Annotated in this window: 20 protein-coding genes, 1 tRNA gene and 1 pseudogene; 12 read left to right on the top strand and 10 right to left on the bottom strand. The window is 30.4% G+C overall.

What is annotated here, in order from left to right:
- The first annotated feature begins 14 nt into the window (after positions 1-14).
- Both recF (VBY68_RS04500) and VBY68_RS04495 read left to right on the top strand, forming a co-directional pair.
- Positions 15-1,094, top strand: coding sequence for a DNA replication/repair protein RecF (gene recF / locus VBY68_RS04500; protein WP_121145711.1), 1,080 nt, complete (start codon positions 15-17; stop codon positions 1,092-1,094).
- A gap of 34 nt (positions 1,095-1,128) precedes the next feature.
- The gene (locus VBY68_RS04495) at positions 1,129-1,428 is read left to right on the top strand and encodes a DciA family protein (RefSeq protein WP_099215390.1); all 300 of its coding nucleotides are present in this window, start codon (positions 1,129-1,131) and stop codon (positions 1,426-1,428) included.
- Positions 1,429-1,528: 100 nt separating this feature from the next.
- On the opposite strand, the gene gwsS is transcribed toward VBY68_RS04495, so the two are convergent.
- The 4 genes from gwsS to VBY68_RS04475 all read right to left on the bottom strand — a co-directional run bounded on the left by gwsS (position 1,529) and on the right by VBY68_RS04475 (position 3,970).
- Positions 1,529-2,542: a grasp-with-spasm system SPASM domain peptide maturase gene (gwsS, locus tag VBY68_RS04490; protein ID WP_415269026.1), complete on the bottom strand. Its 1,014-nt coding sequence runs from the start codon at positions 2,540-2,542 to the stop codon at positions 1,529-1,531.
- A 5-nt stretch (positions 2,543-2,547) separates the two neighbouring features.
- A complete protein-coding gene (locus VBY68_RS04485) occupies positions 2,548-2,745 on the bottom strand; it encodes a hypothetical protein (protein ID WP_415269025.1) in 198 nt (65 codons plus the stop codon).
- The gene (gwsG, locus tag VBY68_RS04480) at positions 2,736-3,710 is read right to left on the bottom strand and encodes a grasp-with-spasm system ATP-grasp peptide maturase (protein ID WP_415269024.1); all 975 of its coding nucleotides are present in this window, start codon (positions 3,708-3,710) and stop codon (positions 2,736-2,738) included. Before gwsG ends, VBY68_RS04485 begins: the two co-directional genes overlap by 10 nt.
- Positions 3,711-3,772: 62 nt before the next feature.
- The gene (locus VBY68_RS04475; protein WP_415269023.1) at positions 3,773-3,970 is read right to left on the bottom strand and encodes a hypothetical protein; all 198 of its coding nucleotides are present in this window, start codon (positions 3,968-3,970) and stop codon (positions 3,773-3,775) included.
- A 548-nt stretch (positions 3,971-4,518) separates the two neighbouring features.
- On the opposite strand from VBY68_RS04475, the pseudogene recF (VBY68_RS04470) reads away from it, so the two are divergent.
- Both recF (VBY68_RS04470) and VBY68_RS04465 read left to right on the top strand, forming a co-directional pair.
- Positions 4,519-5,139 (top strand): annotated as a pseudogene (recF, locus tag VBY68_RS04470) (DNA replication/repair protein RecF); the annotation flags it as partial.
- A gap of 36 nt (positions 5,140-5,175) precedes the next feature.
- Positions 5,176-5,475, top strand: a complete 300-nt coding sequence (locus VBY68_RS04465; RefSeq protein WP_099215390.1) for a DciA family protein — start codon at positions 5,176-5,178, stop codon at positions 5,473-5,475.
- A gap of 185 nt (positions 5,476-5,660) precedes the next feature.
- Here the strand turns inward: VBY68_RS04465 and VBY68_RS04460 are convergent, their stop codons facing one another.
- The 4 genes from VBY68_RS04460 to VBY68_RS04445 form a co-directional block, all read right to left on the bottom strand.
- Complete coding sequence (locus tag VBY68_RS04460; protein WP_415269022.1) at positions 5,661-6,485, bottom strand: alpha/beta hydrolase; 825 nt, start codon at positions 6,483-6,485, stop codon at positions 5,661-5,663.
- 176 nt (positions 6,486-6,661) lie between these two features.
- On the bottom strand, positions 6,662-7,069 hold the full coding sequence (locus tag VBY68_RS04455; RefSeq protein ID WP_415269021.1) for a hypothetical protein: 408 nt from the start codon (positions 7,067-7,069) through the stop codon (positions 6,662-6,664).
- A 261-nt stretch (positions 7,070-7,330) separates the two neighbouring features.
- Positions 7,331-7,750, bottom strand: coding sequence for a nucleoside-diphosphate kinase (locus VBY68_RS04450; RefSeq protein ID WP_028892988.1), 420 nt, complete (start codon positions 7,748-7,750; stop codon positions 7,331-7,333).
- 108 nt (positions 7,751-7,858) lie between these two features.
- Positions 7,859-8,857, bottom strand: coding sequence for an alkaline phosphatase D family protein (locus tag VBY68_RS04445; RefSeq protein WP_121145709.1), 999 nt, complete (start codon positions 8,855-8,857; stop codon positions 7,859-7,861).
- Between the two features lie 90 nt (positions 8,858-8,947).
- Here VBY68_RS04445 and VBY68_RS04440 point away from each other — a divergent pair, with 90 nt between their 5' ends.
- From VBY68_RS04440 to VBY68_RS04420, 5 genes are all read left to right on the top strand, one after another.
- Positions 8,948-9,976, top strand: a complete 1,029-nt coding sequence (locus VBY68_RS04440; protein ID WP_124591226.1) for a DHH family phosphoesterase — start codon at positions 8,948-8,950, stop codon at positions 9,974-9,976.
- Positions 9,966-10,505 carry a gliding motility-associated peptidyl-prolyl isomerase GldI gene (gldI, locus tag VBY68_RS04435; RefSeq protein ID WP_415269020.1) on the top strand — a complete coding sequence of 180 codons (540 nt, stop codon included), beginning with the start codon at positions 9,966-9,968 and terminating at the stop codon, positions 10,503-10,505. The genes VBY68_RS04440 and gldI overlap by 11 nt, the downstream gene beginning before the upstream one ends.
- A complete protein-coding gene (locus VBY68_RS04430; RefSeq protein ID WP_415269019.1) occupies positions 10,502-11,227 on the top strand; it encodes an FKBP-type peptidyl-prolyl cis-trans isomerase N-terminal domain-containing protein in 726 nt (241 codons plus the stop codon). Before gldI ends, VBY68_RS04430 begins: the two co-directional genes overlap by 4 nt.
- An 82-nt stretch (positions 11,228-11,309) precedes the next feature.
- Positions 11,310-12,359, top strand: coding sequence for a peptidylprolyl isomerase (locus tag VBY68_RS04425; RefSeq protein WP_415269018.1), 1,050 nt, complete (start codon positions 11,310-11,312; stop codon positions 12,357-12,359).
- Between the two features lie 2 nt (positions 12,360-12,361).
- Entirely contained in the window at positions 12,362-12,934 is a 573-nt protein-coding gene (locus VBY68_RS04420; RefSeq protein ID WP_415269017.1) for a phosphatase PAP2 family protein, read from the top strand.
- A gap of 117 nt (positions 12,935-13,051) precedes the next feature.
- Here VBY68_RS04420 and VBY68_RS04415 read toward each other — a convergent pair.
- Positions 13,052-13,136, bottom strand: a tRNA-Ser gene (locus VBY68_RS04415).
- Between the two features lie 295 nt (positions 13,137-13,431).
- On the opposite strand from VBY68_RS04415, the gene aroC reads away from it, so the two are divergent.
- Positions 13,432-14,493, top strand: coding sequence for a chorismate synthase (aroC, locus tag VBY68_RS04410; RefSeq protein ID WP_415269016.1), 1,062 nt, complete (start codon positions 13,432-13,434; stop codon positions 14,491-14,493).
- A gap of 59 nt (positions 14,494-14,552) precedes the next feature.
- Here aroC and VBY68_RS04405 read toward each other — a convergent pair whose 3' ends face one another.
- Entirely contained in the window at positions 14,553-15,392 is an 840-nt protein-coding gene (locus VBY68_RS04405; protein ID WP_121145701.1) for a M57 family metalloprotease, read from the bottom strand.
- A gap of 146 nt (positions 15,393-15,538) precedes the next feature.
- On the opposite strand from VBY68_RS04405, the gene VBY68_RS04400 reads away from it, so the two are divergent.
- Together VBY68_RS04400 and VBY68_RS04395 are read left to right on the top strand one after the other, a co-directional pair.
- Positions 15,539-18,289, top strand: a complete 2,751-nt coding sequence (locus VBY68_RS04400) for a S8 family serine peptidase (protein ID WP_415269015.1) — start codon at positions 15,539-15,541, stop codon at positions 18,287-18,289.
- A 176-nt stretch (positions 18,290-18,465) separates the two neighbouring features.
- Positions 18,466-19,530, top strand: coding sequence for a PA0069 family radical SAM protein (locus tag VBY68_RS04395; protein WP_415269014.1), 1,065 nt, complete (start codon positions 18,466-18,468; stop codon positions 19,528-19,530).
- Positions 19,531-20,025: the final 495 nt, after the last annotated feature.

Below are 20,025 nucleotides of genomic sequence, written 5' to 3'. Positions count from 1 at the left end.
AACAAGGCTTATTCATGTATTTGCAAAAACTATCTTTGGTTAATTTTAAGAATATTGAATCGCAAACTTTTGATTTTCAAAAGAAAATTAACTGCTTTGTGGGAAATAATGGTATTGGAAAAACCAATGTGTTAGATGCAATTTATTATCTGTCATTTGCTAAAAGTTACTTTAATTCGATAGCTGGACAGAATATTCGTCATGGTCAAGACTTTTTTATGGTAGAAGGAGATTATTTGTTAAATAATCGACAAGAAAAAATTATTTGCTCCTTAAAAAGAGGTCAAAAAAAAGTATTGAAACGTAATGGGAAAGCCTATGAAAAGTTTTCTGAACATATAGGACAGTTGCCGTTGGTGATTATTTCTCCTGCGGATAGGGATTTAATTGTTGAAGGAAGCGAAACTCGTCGTAAATTTATTGACGGAGTAATTTCTCAACAGGACAAAAAATACTTACAAACTTTAATTTCGTATACTAAAACTGTGAGTCAGCGAAATGCATTGTTGAAGTATTTTGCTGCAAATAGAACATTTGATGCGTTAAATTTAAAAGTATACGATGAGCAACTAATTGAGTATGGAACGGTTATTTATAACAAAAGAAAAACTTTTTTAGAAGAGTTTGTGCCTATTTTTAATGATAAGCATAAAATTATTTCTGGAGCAAATGAAGAAGTAAATTTGCGTTATAAAAGTCAATTACACGATGTGTCTTTAGAAGTTTTGTTGCAACAAAATTTAGAGAAAGATAAGATGCTGCAGTATACATCTGTTGGAATTCATAAGGATGATTTAAATTTTGAAATAGAAGAGCATCCAATCAAAAAATTTGGTTCACAAGGACAACAAAAATCGTATTTAATAGCATTAAAATTAGCGCAGTTTGAATTTATTAAAAAGCAATCTAACGTAACTCCTATTTTGTTATTGGATGATATTTTTGATAAGTTAGATGAAAATAGGGTTGCTCAAATTGTTGATTTAGTGAATAGTGATGAATTTGGACAAATTTTTATTACTGATACGCATGCTGATAGAACAGAAGAGGTGATAAAAAAGAGTAATCAAGAATATCAGATTTTTAAATTATAATGTTGCTATATAAGTAAGACAAAAAATAAAACTAATGGCTAAAAGAGAAAATGATAGTTTTTCATTAAAAGACTTGATGGGAAGTTTTATCCAAGAGAACAATAAGCTAAAAAAAGGTTTTCAAAAAATTCATATTGACGAAGCTTGGGAAAAGTTGATGGGTGCAGGAGTAGCTTCGTATACCAGTGAAGTAAAACTACAAAACGGCACATTGATTGTTCGATTATCATCTTCAGTTTTACGAGAAGAATTGAGTTACGGTAAGGATAAGATAATACGCATGATTAATGAGGAAATAGGAGAGGAGCTTGTTAAAAAGCTGATGTTGGTGTAGGTTATGCTTTTGTGAAAATTGTTTATGCTGGTATTGCAATTAGTTTTTTAGAAATTGTATAGAGTCATAATTGCGAATAAAGATGGTTATATTCATTCTATTATATAACATCCCATTTTGCTTCGTATGGATTATATGAGCATTTTGTGTCAAAATACCACTCATTTTTTTTGTCATCTTTTACAGGGGTTCTATTATCTACACACATGTAACGAAATTCACAATCTTTACAAATTTTTATAGAGTCCTTGTTAGAAAACCAATTTTCTCTAAATTTATCAGTATGAATGACTTTTGTAAGAGAGTCTTTGTGTAGCCACCATTTGTGTCTGTTGTTTTTAATGGAGTTAGTGAAAAAACCTAAACTTGAAACAATAAGCTTTCTATTAAAGAATGTGTTATGTTTTTGAGATTCCATAAATAAATTCATGTCTACATGGAAGTTAAATGTTTCTTTTTTATCAGAAAGATATTTGTTGTGTGGTTGGTATGTTAGTCTTGTGTTAGTGTTTTTCAGTCTTGATTTTTTTTCATAAGGAGAATTGTAAAAGTTAACTTCTGAAACATTTAGATTACCCTGACAAAAAATATTAAAGAGATTTATATTTATATCCTTATCGAAAGGAATGCTAATTTCTATAGACTTGAAGGGAGAACGATTAATTATAGAAATGATATTTATGAGTTGATCCATTTCAAAGAGAGAGGTTTTGTAAAATAAATGTATATGATTACAACCAAGACTTTTTAAATTTGTAATCAAGGTTTTTATATCGATAGAAAATGAATCTTCAATCTCAAAAATACAATTACTTATTTCTCCAGGATAATCCCATGTGTAATTCAATTTAGGAAAACGTTTTATCTCTTTTTCTTTACAAAAAAATATATAATCATTTTCCAAAAGAAAATTAAAGTATTCGTCAATTGTAGAGCCGTGATCTTTGTATTTTTCTTTTATGAAATTTATAGATTTTCCATTAAAATTATTTAAAATATCATAAAGAGAATTTGGAATAAATTGATATTCAAACCTTGTTAGGTCGTATATTATACTTCTCCTAAAGCCCTTTATGGGTATACAATTTGAAAATAAACAAAAAACTGTATTCATTACCTCTAAAAAAATGATTTATATAAACTTTCAACCATATAATAATTGGTATGATGGATTTCACTATCTACCATAGGTGCAGATGTACGATTATAGTATAAGTTACATTCGGCATAGCGATAAAAGAATGGTAACTGATTTAATAACTCTTGTTTAGTTAAGTTATTTTTCATTTGTAATATTTCTATTTGATCTAATTGCATAAATGTTTGGCTATTTTTTTATGTAAATAATAGTTACAAGGAAAAGAGGTCATACCGAACTGTCCGACAGGGTTTATTTCTAAAAAAACAAACTCATCGTCAGTAGTGACAATCATATCAATTGAGCCTGTTTTAAATTTTTTCTTTTCAATAAATAAAGAGATTTTTTTTCTTACTTTCTTAGGAAGGATGAATGGGACACATCTGTTAGGTCTATTTCTATCATATCTTCTAAAATCAACTTCTGTTTTTTTATTGTTTTGTGAGAATATAGCCATAGGGTAAAACTCTTCTTCTAAAAAAAAAACTCTTAACTCATATTTTTTATTTAGCATTTTTTGGAATAACGAAGGGAATATATTGTTGTCATATTTATCTATATCTTCATTACTAACCTTACTTGTGTATGCTTGTATAGAACCTTCTTTTGGTTTAGAAAACATTATAGTCTGAGATAATGCTTTAGTAATTATTTCTTCTTTCTCCCTAACATAAAAACTTTTAATTTGTTTTTTTTTAGAGGATATAATTGTTTCAGGAACAGATAAACCACATAGCTTAGCTGTTCTCAGGTTGCTTAATTTATTAGTGAAATTGTCAAAATACCTACCTAAACTCCTTTTGTTATCTAAAAAAATATTTACGAACTCAACGATAGTAATAATTTCTTCATTCGTATTTTTATTTATTTTGCTTTCAAAAATAGCTGTTTCATTATTTGCTAAAAATTTAGGAATTTTTATCTTAAATTGACCTCTTCTATACCAATAAGAGGACACTTCATTAAGATCAATAACCTTATTGTTAATCTTAATTAAAATTCTATTAATTGAACCAATACTAATTTCTACAATTTCACATAAGTCATTTTCATTAATTCTAAAAAAAGGTACATTAAAGTACTTAAGCCAATCAATAACTACATTTGTTGATTGGTCAAATTGATCAGATAATATTAAAATCAAAAGTTATTTATATTATTTAAAAGTAAGGATAGGTCTTGAAACCTATCCTTAGAGATTAGTTACTAGTAAAAGACCACAGGATCACATGTTTTACCACGATAATCTGTTCCACATTCAACATAATCTCCATTTTCGCCACCTATGAAGGTTTCGTATTTTTCATAGGTAATTTGGATACCTCCTCTGATTTCGGAAGTTTGATTTTTGTCAAGTTTATACTTGAATAATTCATCTGACAATTTTTCAAATTTTGTCTTCATAAATAGAAATTTTTAAATTTTGCCTACTCTGTAGTGTTAAAATGGTCAAAAGATTTTCGGCTTCCTCTTTTTTTTGTAGTACCTCGTGAAATATTAATGTGACTTTGATTTTAAATAGCTTATAGCCGTACAAGTTACTATAATGCAATATTAAATTAAGCTTTTAAGTTTTATAGAGACAACAATTTTTTAACTAAAGCTAATATATAAAAAAAACATAATAGTTTATGCTTTTTTTTAATTTAAAATAAACCACCATTAATCTATGTTGTATAACTTTCTAAGTATAATCAAATTAAAAAAAATCGTACTGTATAAATAGCTAAAATATTAAATATAGAGTTTAAAAAGTATAGCTGTTAATTGGATGCCTAATTCTACAAATAGTGTGAGTAACTAAATTTTAAGTATGTAGTATTAGCATTCGGTAGTTTAGAAGCTATTATGCAAAATCCAAAAGAAGGTTGAATAATAAATTAAGGAGAGTCTACCAGACTTATTATAATTGCATGTTGTAGTGTTGGTACATTAAACCAATTTTTTTTTCGTACACTAAAACGGTGAGTCAGCGAAATGCATTGCTGAAATATTTTGCTGCAAATAGAACATTTGATGCTTTAAATTTAAAAGTATACGATGAGCAATTAATTGAATACGGAACGATTATTTATAATAAAAGAAAGACTTTTTTAGAAGAGTTTGTGCCTATTTTTAATGATAAGCATAAAATTATTTCTGGAGCAAATGAAGAAGTAAATTTGCGTTATAAAAGTCAATTACACGATGTGTCTTTAGAAGTTTTGTTGCAACAAAATTTAGAGAAAGATAAGATGCTGCAGTATACATCTGTTGGAATTCATAAAGATGATTTAAATTTTGAAATAGAGGAACATCCTATTAAAAAATTTGGTTCACAAGGACAGCAAAAATCGTATTTAATAGCATTAAAGTTAGCACAGTTTGAGTTTATTAAAAAGCAGTCTAACGTTACTCCAATTTTATTATTGGATGATATTTTTGATAAGTTAGATGAAAACCGAGTTGCTCAAATCGTTGATTTAGTAAATAGTGATGAATTTGGACAGATTTTTATTACAGATACGCATGCTGATAGAACAGAGGAGGTGATAAAAAAGAGTAACCAAGAATATCAGATTTTTAAGTTATAATGTTGTTGCTTATAAGTAAGACAAAAAATAAAACTAATGGCTAAAAGAGAAAATGATAGTTTTTCATTAAAAGACTTGATGGGAAGTTTTATCCAAGAGAACAATAAACTAAAAAAGGGTTTTCAAAAAATTCATATTGACGAAGCTTGGGAAAAACTGATGGGTGCAGGAGTAGCTTCTTATACAAGTGAGGTAAAATTACAAAACGGAACCTTAATTGTTCGTTTATCTTCTTCTGTATTGAGAGAAGAGTTAAGCTATGGAAAAGATAAGATTATACGTATGATTAATGAGGAAATAGGAGAGGAACTCGTTAAAAAGTTGATGTTAGTTTAGGTTCTTAAATGGTTGATAATTTCGCTAACGTTTTGTGTATGATTTTATTATGTGTTTCAGTAGCTAATTTTAGTAAATACAAATAGAATAGAAAATCCGTGAGATTTTTCGTAAGTAGGTGAATACTAGCAATGAATTATACACGGTGTTACTAAACGTATTTTTTGATATTGCTAGCTTTGAAATCACTCCTCTTGGTTAAGGTATTTTAACCCTTGATACAGAGCTATTAATGGTACAGAGCGATGGTTTTCATTTTCAAAATATTCTATTTCGATATTTAGAGGTTTATCTGATTTCTTTTTTATTAAAGCATAAATAGAGTCGTGTCTTTGTTTATTTCTCTTGTAATTAGCCTCTCCTTGATTGGCAGTAGCGATATAAAGTTTTTTGTCTAATGATATTGGGGAAATAGCATCAACCTTATTTTTCATCATCTCCTCGTTCCACCAAATACTTGGGTCTATAGAAATGTAAGCATTGAATACGCTATTTTTATCCATGTAGGAATTTAGTGTAAGTAGTCCTCCTAAAGAGTGTCCAATGAGAGTTCTAAAAGGTTTTGTCTTGTATTTTTTATCAATATAAGGTAATAGTTCTTTCTCAATGAAATTCAAAAAGATCCTCCCACCTCCCATATTATTAGGTCGTTTGGTCTTAATTTTTGTAACAGTAAAATCCCGTTCACGGTCAACATTCTCTATGGCTATAATAATACTTTCAGGTATTAAATTGTTTTGATTCCTATTAGAACTCATAAAATGTAATATTCCAGATGCTATTTTAAAATGAGTATTTCCATCCAATAATATTATAACTGGATATCTTTTATCAACTTCAGATGATTCATTGTATGAATCAGGAAGGCTTATTAAACAGGTTCTTTCTTCACCTAAAATATTAGATTTAATAACAAACTTACTTCCCATTATAATATCTGTTTCATTCTGTCCAAATGTCGTTTGTAGTCCTGAAAGAATATATAAAATTACAAATGTCAAACTTCTCATAGTTTTCTTTATATGTTTGATAACTTTTTTAAGAATATGAATCCGTTTTAATGATTTATATTCACCGTTAGCGAAGTTATTGTAAATTAAAGAGAGACTCAAGCTAAATTAAAAAGAAAAAACACGTTACAATGCTGTAGCGTGTTTTTTATTGTTATTTCTTTATTGAGTTGAAGCTAAACAATAATGATTGATGATTTTTCGTTAGGATCATACTTGATGTTAATTGTTTCTCCGACTTTAGGTATAGATAGTTTAGATACGTGTGTTGTGGTGCTAATATCAAACTTTTCACCAGATACTGGTTCAACATGAAGGCTTAACAGAATAATAGGATCGAAATTCACTAATGATCCTGTGTTCTGTACTAGAGAAACTTTAGCTTTAGCAGGTATTCCTTCTGTAATTAATCTTTGTTGTTTACCAACTAAATCAATTTGAGCTTCAGAAGCTTCAAGTATGTCGTTTGTTTCATCAACAAAACTTTTACCTAAGAATAATTTTGTTAGCCAGCCAACTATACCTCCTGATACTACTTTTTTTGTTTGTTGAATTGCTTCTTTTGGGTCTTGATCTTTTGCCATTTTTTTAATTTTAAGTTGTAGAATTATTTTTCTGCTTTTTTAAGCGGAAGGCAAAACTAGGTAATATAAAAGCTTTTTAAAAGGAAGTTGCTGGATAAAAGAAAGATTAAATGTTAAGTGTTTGTTTTATGCTTCTTTAATGGAAGGAATGATTGTTTTTTAGAATAAAAGCTAAGTGTTATATATAGAGAGTATTAAACAAAAAAAACTCGTTACAATTATGTAACGAGTTCAATATATAAAGTTTTTTCTTTTTAAGAATTAAAACATTTCTCTACCAGAAAAGTGGAAAGCACCTTCGATAGCTGCGTTTTCATCAGAATCAGAACCATGTACTGCATTTTCACCAATAGAAGTAGCATATAACTGACGGATAGTTCCTTCAGCAGCTTCAGCTGGATTTGTAGCACCGATTAAAGTTCTAAAATCTTCAACAGCGTTGTCTTTTTCTAAGATAGCAGCGATGATTGGTCCGCGAGTCATAAACTCAACTAATTCACCAAAGAAAGGACGCTCACTGTGTACTCCATAAAAAGTCTCAGCATCACGCTTAGTCATCTGTGTTTTTTTCATAGCTACGATTCTGAAACCTGCAGCATTAATTTTTTCTAAAATTGCACCAGTATGTCCGTTTTCTACAGCATCTGGTTTAATCATTGTAAAAGTTCTATTTGTTGCCATTATTAAATGTAATAAATATCAGTAAATGATAAATTTCTTAATTGTTGTTGCTTATGCTAACTTCGCATAAATCGGCGCAAAAATACACTTTTTAATGTTATTAGCAAGTTAAGGATATATTTGGTTGATTTCTTGTAAGATAACCCCGTTTTTGCCTCGCATTTGAAAACTAACTTTTTTAGTTTTTAAATCTAAAAGTAACGTGCCATAGCTTAAAGAGTTAACTACATTACCAATTCTGAAGTTGTTTTTTTCAGAGGTAAATGAAGAAGAGGCATGTGTTAATCCGCTTGAAGTAAAATCAATAATTGGATACTTTACTCCGTCAATGATAGTCTTAGAAAATTCGGAAATATGTCGATCACCAGAAAGAAGAATTACATTTGTATTTGTTGATTTTTGAATCAAACTGAATAATTTGTCTACTTCATGAGGAAAGTTTGCCCATTTTTCAAATCCGTGTTCTTTAGATAGTATTTGAATACTACTAACTATTATAGTGAAGGTTGCGTTAGAGTTTATTAGCTCATTGTTAAGCCACTTCCATTGAGTTTCTCCTAAAATATTACCCTCATTATATTTATTAGGTTTAAAACGTTGCTCGTTTGTTCCTTTGGTAAGCGAAGTTCTAAAATAACGAGTATCTAAAACAACAACTTTAACACTACCATTTTCTGTTTTAAAAGTTTTTGAGTGATAAACACCTTTTTGTTTTCTTCTAGAAGAGTTTTTGGGTACGCCTAAAAAATCTAAAAATAATTGTTGACTTTCATCTTTCATTTTAAATTCTATGCCTCCATCATTTTTACCATAATCATGATCGTCCCATGTAGCAAGAATTGGAATTTTAGAGGTTAACTCTTTATACCCTTTAACCTTTTTTTGAGTTTTATACATACGTTTCATTTTACGCATATTATTGGTGTCTGCATAAATGTTGTCTCCTCCCCATATCCATATATCTGGACTAAGAGATAGAATATCTTCCCAAAAAGGATTGTTAAGTCTCTGATTGTTACAAGAACCAAAAGCAATTGTAAATGTTTCTTGGCTAAAAGAGGATAGAGAAAAGGCTACTAATAATATAAATGAATTAGTAAATTTCATAAAGGTGATTGTAATTTTATTTTTGAGTGAAGGAACAAAAAAAAATACATAAAAAGGTTAATATAGCATTAATTTGTATATTCGCCTTTTATGATTTTGAAACACTTTACAGAACTGCAAGAATTCTTGTCAGAACCTAGAAATGTTGTGATAATTGGGCATAGAAATCCTGATGGAGATGCAATAGGTTCGACGTTAGGATTGAAACATTATTTAGATAAAAAAGGACACACTACTCAGGTGTTAATGCCAAACGAGTACCCTGATTTTTTACATTGGGTTCCTGGGTCAAAAACCGTAAAACGTTTTGATCGTCAAAACAAACAATCCGTCAAAGCCTTATCGAAGTCTGATATTGTTTTTTTATTAGACTTTAATGCATTGCACAGAGTTGGAAATGATATGCAAAACACGTTAGAGCAATATGAGAATGATTTTGCTTTGATAGATCATCATCAACAACCAGATGATTTTATGTATATGTATTCTGATACATCTATGTCTTCAACATGTCAAATGGTATACAACTTTATTGAAATGATGGGAGATGTTGATTTGATAGATGAAAATATAGCTACTTGTTTATATACAGGTATTATGACCGATACAGGTTCTTTCCGTTTTAGGTCTACAACTAGTACTACTCATAGAGTTATTGCAGATTTAATAGATAAAGGAGCTGAAAATGATAGAATTCATAGTAATGTTCATGATGCAAACTCTTACAATAGGTTATTGTTATTAGGGCAAGCTTTGAGTAATATGAAAGTTTTACCAGAATACAAAACAGCTTTTATCACTTTAACTGAAGAAGAGAAAAAACAATTTCACTACGAAAAAGGAGACACAGAAGGAGTTGTGAATTATGCGTTATCTTTGAAAGGAATTGTATTTGCAGCTATTTTTATAGAAGATGAAGAACAGGGGATTGTAAAAATATCTTTCCGCTCAAAAGGGAAGTTTTCTGTAAACCAGTTTGCTCGCAACTATTTTAATGGAGGAGGACATGATAATGCAGCAGGAGGTAGAAGTGATGATAATATGGAAAATACGATAGAGAGATTTAAGTCGTTATTACCTACATACCAACAAGAGTTAGAAAATTCGTATGAAGCATAAAATAACACTTTTTGTTCTTTTGGTTTTGGTAATGGTATCTTGTAAAGAGCCACAGGCGAGAAGACCAAAGCAACACGGTACAACAAATTTTTATAAAGAAGTTCTCAAAGAGAATAAAAAACTAAATGCTTTAGAAAAACAACGTTTAGAAGAATGGGTAACTAAAGATACTGTTAGAGAATATAAAAGTTCGCTTAATGGTTTTTGGTATACTTATGTAACTAAAGATACTTTAAATTCAAATTCTCCACAAGTTGAAGATTTGGTAATGTTGTCATACAATATAACTGACCTTAATGGAGATGTTCTTTATGAAACAAAGGAGAGAAGTTATAAAGTAGATAAAGAAGATTTTATTCCTGCATTACAAGATGGAATAAAGTTGATGAAAAAAGGAGAAACTATTACATTTGTCATTCCATCGTATAGAGCTTTTGGAGTAACAGGAGATGGAAATAAAATAGCTGTAAATCAGCCAATACAAAGTACAGTAACATTAATCGATATAAAATCAAAAAAAGAAGAATGAAATTAACCAACATTTTAGCAGCTACAGTTGTAGGTTTATCAATTGTTTCATGCAGTAACGGTCAGTTTAAACAAAAAAGTTCATTAGCAACAGAAGTAGATTCTGTAAGTTATGCTCTAGGTTTAGATATGGCTAATAAAATTAAAACAAACTTTGACGAAATGGATCAAGATTTGTTTGTACAAGGTTTTAAAAATGGAATGGATTCTACAAACTTATTAGTAGAGTCAAAAGACATAAATAATATCTTAAGAGCATTTTTTCAGAAGAAACAACAAGAAAAAATGAAACAAATGCAAGAAGAGCAAGCTAAAAAAGCAGAAGCTGAATTTGGAGATAATAAAAAAGCAGGAGAAGACTTTTTAGCAGAAAATAAAGCTAAAGATGGAGTAAAAACTACAGAAAGCGGTTTACAGTATGTTGTTTTAAAAGAAGGTGAAGGAGATGCTCCAGTAGGATCTCAAAGAGTAAAGGTTTTATATAAAGGAACGTTAATTGATGGAACTGTTTTTGATTCTAATGAAAATAGAGAGAAACCATCTGAATTCGGAATTACACAAGTTATTAAAGGATGGGCAGAAGGGTTACAGTTGATGAAGCCAGGAGCAAAGTATAAGTTCTTTATTCCACAAGAATTAGCTTATGGTCCACAACAAAGAGGGCAACATATTAAGCCTTTTTCAGCTTTAGTTTTTGAAGTAGAGTTGTTAGAAGTAAAATAAATAAAACTTAAATAATTGATAATTAATTAGGTTAGCACTTGTTGTTAACCTAATTAATTGTTTATAGGAGAAAATAAATTAAATGAAATTATTTAAAATAGTACTTGTTACGCTGATAGTGTTTGTATCGTGTAAATCAGCAAAATATCCTAATTTAGAAAACGGATTATATGCAGATATCCAAACCAATCGAGGTGATATTTTAGTGAAGTTTTTTTATGATAAAGTTCCAATGACGGTCGCGAACTTTGTGGCCTTAAGTGAAGGAACACATCCTAAAATGATAGATTCATTAAAAGGAACACCATTTTATGATGGAACTAAGTTTCATAGAGTTATTAAAGATTTTATGATACAAGGGGGGGATATAACAGGAACTGGTGCTGGTGATGCAGGTTATACATTTGCCGATGAATTCCCAATGGATGAAGAAGGTAATTTATTGTATAAGCATGATGGGCCAGGGGTATTGTCCATGGCAAATTACTCAAGACCAGTTACGAATTCGAGTCAGTTTTTTATAACACATAAAGCTACACCTTGGTTAGATGGTGGACACTCTGTTTTTGGACGTGTTTTACAAGGTCAAGCTATAGTGGATACTATTCAAAAAAATGATTATATAAAGCATATAGAAATTTTAAGGATAGGAGAGGATGCCTCTAAATTTGATGCGCCAGTAGTTTTTGAACAAGAACTAGCAAACGTTGAAAAGAAAGAAGAAGAGAGGAAGAAAAAAATAGAGGAATTAAAACAAAGATACCAAGAAGAGCAAGGAATTAATGATGCGGTTATAACCGATTCAGGATTGAAAATTTTATCTTTACAAAAAGGAAATGGTAAAAAAGTAAATCCAGCATTGCCTACTACAGCACATTATACGTTGTATTTAGCAGATGGAAGAAAAATTGATTCTAGTTTAGATAAAGGTGAGGCTTTTGTTTTTACTGTTGATGATGAAAACTTTCCGTTAATAGCAGGATGGAAAGAAGGTGTGAAGACAATGAGAGAAGGAGATAAAGTACGATTGTTTATACCTTCTTATTTAGGGTATGGCGATCGTAGAGTAGGTCCAATCCCTCCAAAGTCAGATTTAATTTTTGAAATAGAAGTTTTAAAAGTAGGAAAGTAGTTTTGATAGAAAATATTATACAGAAAGATAAAGAGCTTTTAATTTATCTTAACAATTTAGGAAGCGAACAATGGGATGGTTTTTGGTTAATAATAACGAATCAATTTACTTGGACACCTTTGTTTGCTTTTGTGCTGTTTTTAGTGTTTAAACAGTTTGGATGGAAGAAAGGATTGTTTACAGTATTATTTGTAGCAATTATTGTTGCTTTTTCTGATCAATTCACAAATTTAATTAAAAACACTACAGAAAGAATTAGACCTTGCAATACAGAAGGTTTAAAAGAGTATTTAAGGAATTTTACATATAAGCCTAGAGGATACAGCTTTTGGTCTGGTCATGCTTCATTATCTACTACAATAACTACTTTTATGATTTTGTTATTGAGAAAACATTTTAAGTTGATTTATTTAATGATTTTGTTTCCTTTAATTTTTGGATATAGTAGAATATATTTAGGAGTACATTTTCCCGTTGATGTTACAACAGGATATGTTTCAGGAATAATTTTAGGAACATTGTTTTATTTTGCATACTTGGCATTAGAAAAGAGGCTAGGGGTAAGAAAGTGGTAGTTTCATATACATAAGGAAGCATAGTGCTTCTAATAAACTAAAAAAAGCTTACAGTTTTGTAAGCTTTTTTTTCTTTAATCCCCTAAAAAAAAATCCGAAGCTTTCGCTTCGGACTTGCGGAGAAAGAGGGATTCGAACCCCCGGTCCTGTTACAGACAACGGTTTTCAAGACCGCCGCATTCGACCACTCTGCCATTTCTCCTGAGTGCCTCATCAGATGTATTCCCTGATTGCGGGTGCAAATATATGACCTTTTTTCAATTCTAAAAAAGTTTTTTGCTACTTTTTTTAATAAAATTTAAGCATTAAAAAAGTTATGAAACGTAACACTTTTGCTATCAATAAGTTTGGTGTAAAATGCAAGAGTAAAAAAATAAAGATAAAAGTGAGTAGACTTAAATAAAGGGTTATAATAACAAGTTAACCTGTAATTATAAGAATGAAAATTATCGTTTTTAGTAAATAAATTCTACCTTCGTTCTATTAAATAATAAGATATGTTTAATTCATTCGGAAATACTTTAAAGCTAACTACGTTTGGTGAATCTCATGGAATTGCAATTGGGGGTGTAATAGATGGATTCCCTGCAGGAATGAAAGTTGATTTTGATGCTGTTCAGCAAGAATTAGATCGTCGTAAACCAGGACAATCTAAAATTGTAACACAACGTAAAGAGCCAGACACAGTTGAGTTTTTATCAGGTATTTTTGAAGGAGTAACAACTGGGGCATCAATAGGTTTTATGATTAAAAATACAAATCAAAAAAGTAAAGACTATAATCATAATACAGATGTGTACCGTCCTTCACATGCCGATTATACATATGATAAAAAATACGGAATAAGAGATTACAGAGGTGGTGGAAGAACATCTGCAAGAGAAACAGCTAATTGGGTTGTGGCAGGAGCTTTAGCCAAGCAATTAATCAATCATATTAATATCAATGCATTTACATCATCAGTAGGGGATGTTTTCATGATGAAACCGTATCAAGATTTAGACTTTACTAAAACAGAAAGTAATATAGTCCGTTGTCCTGATGAAGTATCAGCGGAAAAAATGATAGCTAAAATTCAAGAAATACGCAAAGCTGGAGATACTATTGGAGGAACAATAACCTGCGTAGCTCAGAATGTACCTGTAGGGTTAGGAGAACCTATTTTTCATAAGTTACATGCAGAACTTGGAAAAGCAATGCTTTCTATTAATGCAGTAAAAGGTTTTGAATTTGGAAGTGGTTTTTGTGGAGCAAAAATGCAAGGTTCAGAGCACAATGATATTTTCAATCCAGACGGAACAACGCAATCTAATTTATCAGGAGGTATTCAAGGAGGAATCTCTAACGGAATGGATATTTACTTTAGAGTAGCTTTTAAACCCGTAGCAACGATAATGAAAAACCAAGCTACGACAAACTCGAAAGGTGAAGCTACAGAAATACATGGAAAAGGACGACATGATCCTTGCGTAGTACCAAGAGCAGTACCTATTGTTGAAGCGTTAACAGCTTTAGTGCTCGCAGATTTTTGGTTAATGAATAAAACTAGAAAAGTTTAAAAAATAAAAAGCCCAGATACATGTATCTGGGCTTTTAAATATCATAAAAATATAAATGTCTAGTAAAGAGTTAACATTGCATTTTTATCATTGTTGTTAAATGTAGTAGCAGGTCCACAAGATTGCATAATAGAAGTATTGTCAGAGCCTGTTGGAGTACCAGCAATATGAATAGCTCCTACACCAGCACTACCTTCATTAACATTTTGTCCACAGCTTTCACGTGTTTGATAATCAGTATGACGGAAACCAATACAGTGTCCAATTTCATGAGCCATAGTACCAGCAAGCTCGCTAGAAGTAGGTGCAATAGATAATTCAAACCATCTACTGTTAATACCAAAACCTTTAGCAGGATCTCCTCTTCTAGTTGGGAAACCAGCAGCTCTACCTAAAGTGATAAACCCACCACTTTCTAATTCGTAAAACTCATTAACTTCAATATCAGCCTTAGATTTACCTTTACCACCATAAGAAACTCTTTGGTAAGTTAATTGAGAACCTAAGTTGTTTAACATAACAATAGTTTTATCTAAAGCATCCGAACCTAAAGTTCCTAAATCAGGAGAAACACTTACAGTAATAACTCTTGGTAAACCTGTTACTAAGTTAGTAGTTCTGTAATGTTCAGTGTTTGGAATGTTAGAACCTTCACCTAACTCATCAATTTGAGCAAAAGTAAAGAACATGTCTTCTACAGCCACACCTTTTTCTCCCATAAAAGTAGTTACTTTAGCTGAAGAAGTTTCAAAATAAGCAGCTTGTAGTTTTGAAACTATTTCAGGAGTAATCTCGCTAGTTTCGTTGTTTGGAATAGTCTCTTCTGAAGAGTTACATGCAGTAAACAAAATAACTGCAAAAGCCAAAAGGCTTAATAGTTGTGAATTTAAATTTTTCATTTTTTTGAAAGGATTTTATTAAAAAATTTTAACGAAAGTATGTTTTTATAATGAAATATGCAAAAAAAGTGTTTTATTTGTGTTAATAATGTATTTTTATGAGATTGTTTTTTCTTTTTATTAGCGGAGTATTTTTAACATTGAATATGTACTCGCAAGTTGATTTTCCTAATTATGTAAAAAAAATAGAGCCAAAAATATTTCAGGAAAAAGTATTGGAAAAAAAATATTATCTAATTAATAAAAAAGATCTGATTTCCAACGATAAAGAAGTAGATGTAATACGGAGATTAGATAAAAACTTTCTAATAATAACTAAAAAAGAAAAAACGAAAGAGATTTCCTTTAAAGGGGAGTTATTTGAGATAAATAATAAATGGAAGCTGTCATATAGATTGTCACAGTTGTTAAATAAAAAGAATAAAGAAGTCAGGATTGTAGTAAAAACAGTAAACTCAAAACTATTCTTGAAAGAAGCGGAAGAAAAGAATGTAAATATTAAAGTAACGCATAGGTACAAGGATGTTTTAACGCTTAATGTATCTCCAACAGAAATAAATAAAATAGCCTCTATGTACCAGGTAGTTTATTTGGATACTCAACTAGCTCCTCGTCCAGAAAAAATACCGATTGAAAAAATAGATTTAAGCGTCAATAATATAAACAAACTTCAAAATGATTTTAAAACAATTAATGGTGAGGGATTAACTGTTTCTGTAAAAGAATTGTTGTTTGATGTAAACGATATAGACTTAAGAAATAGAATAAAACTTTACGGAAATGAAGCAGAAGATGTTTCTAGTCATGCAACTTTAATGGCTACTACAATTGGAGGTGCTGGGAATAGTGCTTATAATTCGAAAGGAGTTGCTTATCATAGTAATTTATCATCTTCAGACTTTAGTACATTATTACCTGATAAAGATACTTACTATGTTGACAATAATATATTTGTTCAAAACCATTCTTACGGAACAGAAATAGAAAATTTTTATGGAGCTGAAGCGAATGCATATGATCAAAGCACAATTGATGTACCTGAATTACTTCATGTATTTTCTTCAGGTAATACAGGAGAAGTAGCATCTAATGAAGGAACTTACCAAGGAATAGAAGGATATGCTAATATGACAGGAAACTATAAAATGGCTAAAAATGTTTTAGTTGTTGGAGGAGTTAATAAAGAACTACTAGTAAATACAAGAAGTTCAAAAGGACCTACTTATGATGGTAGAGTAAAACCTGAATTAGTGGCCCATGGACCAGACGGAACATCGGATGCTGCTGCTATAGTTTCAGGGGTAGCAACGCTACTACAACATAAATACAAAGAGAAAACAAACAAATTTCCTTCTTCGGCATTATTAAAATCTGTATTAATTGCGGGAGCTGATGATATCGGTCCAAAAGGAATAGACTTTAAAAGTGGTTATGGTAATGTGAACAGTTATCAAAGTATGGAAGTTTTAGAAAATGGAACATATATTAATGATGAAATTTCAAGTAATGAAGTTAAAGAATATTCAATCCCTATAAATACAGGGTCAAAAGAAATAAGAATAGCATTAGTTTGGAACGATGTTCCTGCTAATGTTAATGACAATAAAGCGTTGGTAAACGATCTAGATTTAGAAGTGAATAGTGGTGCAAATTCATGGTTACCTTGGGTTTTAGACGCTTCACCATCCAAAAATTCGCTAGAAAAAGAAGCTGTATATGGAGAAGACCACTTAAATAATGTAGAATTAATTACGATTGACAATCCAGAAACAGATACATATAATATAAAGGTAAAGGCAAATTCGTTAGCAACACCAATACAGTCATTTTCGATCGCTTATTTTTATCAATCTAAAAATATTTTTACATGGAACTATCCTAATAAAGATGACAAGTTACCAACTGTAACAGATAAATATGTACGATGGACAAATAACTTGGGTTTTCCAGTAAGTAAGATTGAATACTCTATTAATAAAGGAAGTTGGATAGAAATTGCAAACGCTACAAATGTTACAAAACCATACTTACTTTGGAATACTCCAGAAGTTAACGGAGTCATTCAATTAAGGGCTTTAGTAAATGGAACATATTATAATTCAGAAGAATTTATAATTTCAGATGTTATTACACCAATTGTCGATTTTAACTGTGATGAAAGTATTCAATTTAGCTGGGAGCCAGTTCCGAATGCTACAGCATATAATGTGCAACTGTTGGATGATACTTATATGTATACAAATTCAATAGTAAACGAAACGAATGTTGCTGTTCCGAAAAATACATTTAAAACACCTTATATATCCATAACACCAGTTTTTAATGAAGGAGTAGGAGTTAAAGGACAAACAATAAATTACAACTCGCAAGGAGTAAACTGTTATTATAAGAATTTTTTGGCTTTTGTAAAAAATGAAGATGTAGTAGATGTTCGATTAAGTTTAAGTACTTTGATGAATGTAGCTTCGGTTGCTTTTGAAAAAATACTCAATGGAGAAACGGAAACTATTCAAACTTTTGAAGCTCCTAACGTTCAAGAACTCCAAACGGATGATATCAGTGTTAAAGGAGGAAAAAACGAATATAGAGCTAAAATTATTCTTGATGATGGAACAGAAATTTATACAGATAGTATAAAAATTGATTTTCCTTTTGATAATACCTTAAAAATATATCCAAACCCTGTAATAGCATCAGAAGGAATGTTTGTGTATTCAAGAGGAAACAACTTAGATATAGAAATTGTAGATGTTACAGGAAGAATAATTTATACAAACAAAATTCAAAAAATAAGGCAAACCATTCCTATACCAAATTTTAAAACAGGTTTATTGTTTGTGCGTATACTCAAAGATGGACAACAGGTAGCGGTAAAGAAAATACTAGTAAAACCTTAACAGCTATAAATAATATTTAAGAACACTAAAACCTTTGTGTTGCTTTTTGTAATTTTACAAGGTCACTTCGGATGATTTCGGAACCCTATCGAAATTGTATCGAGAAGTTTATACGAACCTGTTCTCGATAAAGTCATTCTAAAGACAATTTTATAACGTTTTATTTAGATATGATTATGGACTACATTAAAGGACGTGGTGCACAACACAACACACACAATAAATTTACGCAACATCAACACGAAGTGTTGGATGATTTCTTAAACTATTGCGAAGCTGAAAATGAATCAGCAGACAATAATAAAACAACCTATTTAGAAATTTATCCTAAAACAATTCTTAATAAAGTGACAAGTCCAGATATTGGGTTTTCATATTCAATGAATCCATATCAAGGTTGTGAACACGGTTGTGTTTATTGTTATGCGCGAAACACACATGAATATTGGGGGTATTCTGCAGGGTTAGATTTTGAACGTAAAATATTGTACAAAGCAAATGCACCAGAACTATTAGAAAAAAAACTACGAAGTCGTAATTGGCAACCACAAAATATTATGTTTTCTGGAAATACAGACTGTTATCAACCGATAGAAAAGAAACTTGAAATTACCCGAAAAATGCTGCAAGTACTATTAAAATTAAAGCACCCAGTAAGCATGATAACAAAAAATGCATTAATTCTTCGTGATTTAGATATTTTAAAAGAAATGGCATCTTTAAATTTATTAAGGGTAAGTATATCTATCACATCACTATCAGAAGAAACAAGAAGAGTAGTAGAGCCAAGAACAACGACCATCAAAAAAAGATTAGAAACAGTCAAAACCCTATCAGAAAATAACATACCAGTAAATGTAATGATAGCACCAATCATCCCTTCAATTAATAGTCACGAAATATTACCATTAGTAAAAAAGGTAAGTGAGTTAGGTGCAACCTCAGTTGCATATACAATAGTACGTTTAAATGGAGCGATAGGAGAAATTTTTACCAATTGGGTAAGAAAAACATATCCTGATAGAGCGGACAAAATTTTACATCAAATAGAAGATTGTCACGGCGGTTCATTAAATGATTCTCGTTACGCAAGTAGAATGCGAGGAGAAGGTAAGATAGCAGAACAAATAGACATGCAGTTTAAGTTGGCAAAAAAACTGTATTTAAAGGATAAAAAACTTCCTCATTTAGATTTTACCAAATTTGATAAATATCAAACCAATCAAACATCACTATTTTAAATAAGATATTGTAAAAGCGTATTTCATACAATATATATATATAATGTATTTCAAATAATGTGATTTGTTGGAGTAGGCGTTTCACTTTATTGTTTGTTTTCGCTGCGCTATAACATAATAAAGTGTCGGGCTTTCCGCTGTATCTTTTGTTTAGGTTGCTAAAGGCACCCTAAACAAAAGGATGCCGCTTCAATCCCTAACGCGAACAATTACATTATATATAGTAGTATAAAAGGGAAATTTTCTCCATGCTAGAAGTAGTATAATAGTCATAGATATAATAAACAAAGGAAGGAGATGTGTATGGTATAAAAAACTTTTGTATGTAACTAATTAGGATATAGCGTATTAAAAAATAGTTTAAAAAAAAGGTTGGAAAAGTACTTGTTGAATGGAAAAAGGTATCTATATTTGCACCCGCAAACGGATAAGCGGTAAGCTAGGAAGTTAGTGTGAGTTCATTAAAATAGGGTTTAAGATATTTAAAGAAAAGGT

This window comes from Tenacibaculum ascidiaceicola (genome assembly GCF_047470925.1).
GTDB lineage: Bacteria > Bacteroidota > Bacteroidia > Flavobacteriales > Flavobacteriaceae > Polaribacter > Polaribacter discolor.
This window is presented reverse-complemented; position numbering and strand designations above follow the sequence as displayed.